We start from the raw sequence: 2,934 nt of genomic DNA, 5'->3' as shown, positions 1-2,934 counted from the left end.
GCGGCTGCGGGCTTGGCAGCGGTGGCGGCAGCGGTCGTCGCGGACGGTGCCGCGGCCGCTGCCGGCGCGGAAGCCGGACGCGTCGCGGTCGCGGGCGGGGTCACGCCGGGCGGGGCGCTGATGCCGGGGCCGGACTTGGCCGTGCCCGTGCCCGCGGTGGCGCCACCGGTGAGCTTGTTCAGGTCCGTGAGGTTCTTGTTCAGTTCGGCGACGCGGGTCTGCGCGTCCTTGGCCGCGCGTTCGCGTGCGATCTGGTCGGCGGTCGAAGGCTTGCCTTGCACCGCGCCCTTGGAGAGCTGCAGCCGGTCCGGCGCGGTGGCCGCGGCCTTCTTGTCTTCGACCTGCGCCTGCACGCGGCCCGTCGTCTGGCGGCTCGACGCGGGCGCGGCCGCGGCCGGCACGCCTTCGGCGAGGCGGCGGCGGAATTCGTTGAAGTCCCGGCTTTGCGCGACGACGGTCTGCTTCGCCTCGTCGGGCGGAACGCCGCCGGCCTGTTCGGCGCTCGGCATCTCGAGCACCGCACCGGCCTTCAGCCGGTTCATGTTGCCGTTGACGAAGGCTTCCGGATTGGCGCGCAGCATCGCCACCAGCATCTGGTCCAGCGAGATGCTGGCCGGCTTGTTGGCCGCGGCGAGCTTGCCGGCGGTGTCGCCGGGCTGCACCGTCACGCGCTTGCCGGCATCACCCGAACCCGGCGTGGACGCGGAAGGCGCAGGCGCGGCCGCCGGAGCCGGCGCGCGGGCGGTCGCCGGCGGTGCGGCCGGTGCCGCAGGGGCGGGTGCGGGTGCGGGACGCGGCGCGGCTGCGGCGGGCGCGGTGCGCTGCGTGCCCGTGGAAGGCGCGACCTGCGCGGTGACCGGGGCGCCGGGCTGGCGCAGCGCCGGCGGGTCGAACAGCATCGTGAAGTCGCGCTGCACGCGGCCGGACGACCAGTTGGCTTCCAGGATCACGTCCACGAAGGGCTCGTTGACCGGGCGGTCGCTCGCGAGATGCAGGAAGTAGCCGCCGTTGGGGCGGCGCTGCAGGGTGATGGTGACGTTGGCCAGCGCCTGGCTGTATTCGAGGCCCTGGGTGCGGAAGGTGGCCGGGGAAGCGATGGAGGCGCGCAGCGAGGAGACTTCCTCGGGCGTGATCTCGGGCACGTCGATCTCGGCCCGCAGCGGTTCGCCCAGGGCCGATTGCACGGTGACGCGGCCGAGCGCCAGGGCGAGCGCATCGGGCGACGCCAGGCCGAAAGTGACTGCAGCCGCCAGTGCCAGCGTCGACAGCCGGAGCTTCGGCAGGCTCTTCTGTGATGGCGTCCCTACTCCTCGGTCGGGAGGCAGTCTTTTTCTCTTCATGCGGCCCATTGCCTTCGAGGCTTAATTCGAAAAAGGACCATAACAGCAACGTCTTAGACTGACAAGCTGAGACACCGCTTAACGTCCGTGGAACGCTTGCACACAGCTTGATGCCGACTTCCTTGTTGCCGAGTCACAACGCATGGTAACGCGTCGATACAGGGCCCGACACACACCCTCACGCGTCCAGCAGGATCCGCAGCATCCTGCGCAGCGGCTCCGCCGCGCCCCACAGCAGCTGGTCGCCGATGGTGAAGGCGCCGACGTACTCCGGGCCCATCGCCAGCTTGCGGATGCGGCCGACCGGGATCTCCAGAGTGCCGGTCACCGCCACCGGCGTCAGGCCCTGCAGCGTCGCCTCGCGCGTGTTGGGCACCACCTTCACCCACTGGTTGTCGGTGGCGATCATCGCCTCGATGTCCGCCACCGGCACGTCCTTCTTCAGCTTGAAGGTGAGCGCCTGCGAGTGGCAGCGCATCGCGCCCACGCGCACGCAGAAGCCGTCCACCGGGACCGCCTTGCTGCCGAAGCCTTCGCCCTGGCCCAGGATCTTGTTGGTCTCGGCGCCGGCCTTCCACTCCTCGCGCGAGACGCCCCAGCCGGCCTCGTCCGGCTGTTTCCCGATCCCCAGGTCCTTATCAATCCAGGGGATCAGCGAGCCGCCCAGGGGCACGCCGAAGTTGGCGGTCTCTTCGCCCGTCATGGATTGCTGGCGCGCCAGCACCTTGCGGTCGATCTCGAGGATCGCCGACTTCGGGTCGTCCAGCAGCGAGCGCACTTCGGCGTTGAGCGTGCCGAACTGCGTGAGCAGCTCGCGCATGTGCTGGGCGCCGCCGCCGGAGGCGGCCTGGTAGGTCATGCTGGTCATCCACTCGACCAGGCCCGCCTTGTACAGCGCGCCCACGCCCATCAGCATGCAGCTGACCGTGCAGTTGCCGCCGATCCAGTTGCGGCCGCCCTTGGCGAGCGCGTTCCTGATGACGGGCATGTTGACCGGGTCGAGGATGATGACCGCGTCGTCCTTCATGCGCAGGGTGGAGGCCGCGTCGATCCAGTGGCCGTTCCAGCCGGCCGCGCGCAGCTTGGGAAACACCTCGGTGGTGTAGTCGCCGCCCTGGGCCGTGATGACGATGTCGCACTTCTTCAGCGCCTCGATGTCGAACGCGTCCTTCAGCGTGGACTCGTTCTTCGCCATGGCCGGCGCCTTGCCGCCGGCGTTGGAGGTGGAGAAGAAGACCGGCTCGATCAGGCCGAAGTCGCCTTCGGCCTGCATGCGGTCCATCAGGACCGAGCCGACCATGCCGCGCCAGCCGACGAGGCCGACCAGCGGTTGTTGTCCGTTCGTGAGTTTCATCGGTGCGCCTTTCAGTTCGAGGTGAATCTGGTTCCCCCGGCTCGTCTCGGCCGGGGGAGGGCGCGACGAACCGGAGCTTGCTAGCCCTTGGTAATCGTCTTCTTGGTGATGGCAGCCACGACCGCGTCGCCCATCTCACGCGTGCCGACTTTCCGGGTGCCTTCGGACCAGATGTCCGCCGTCCGCAGCCCCTGCGACAGCACGTCCTTCACCGCGGACTCGATCCGGTCGGCGGCGGCG

At 69.8% G+C, this 2,934-nt stretch carries 2 protein-coding genes; both read right to left on the bottom strand.

Features of this window, described 5'->3' with window-relative positions; all coding sequences use genetic code 11:
• The coding region (locus VFV21_RS09200) for a FimV/HubP family polar landmark protein (RefSeq protein ID WP_329669131.1) at positions 1-1,340 on the bottom strand (1,340 nt) is incomplete at its 3' end.
• Between the two features lie 178 nt (positions 1,341-1,518).
• Complete coding sequence (gene asd / locus VFV21_RS09195) at positions 1,519-2,694, bottom strand: aspartate-semialdehyde dehydrogenase (RefSeq protein WP_329669130.1); 1,176 nt, start codon at positions 2,692-2,694, stop codon at positions 1,519-1,521.
• Positions 2,695-2,934: the final 240 nt, after the last annotated feature.

Source organism: Arenimonas sp. (assembly GCF_036275555.1).
Lineage (GTDB): Bacteria > Pseudomonadota > Gammaproteobacteria > Xanthomonadales > Xanthomonadaceae > Arenimonas.
The sequence above is the reverse complement of the archived record's forward strand: the minus strand, read 5'-3'. Positions and strand labels throughout refer to the sequence as shown.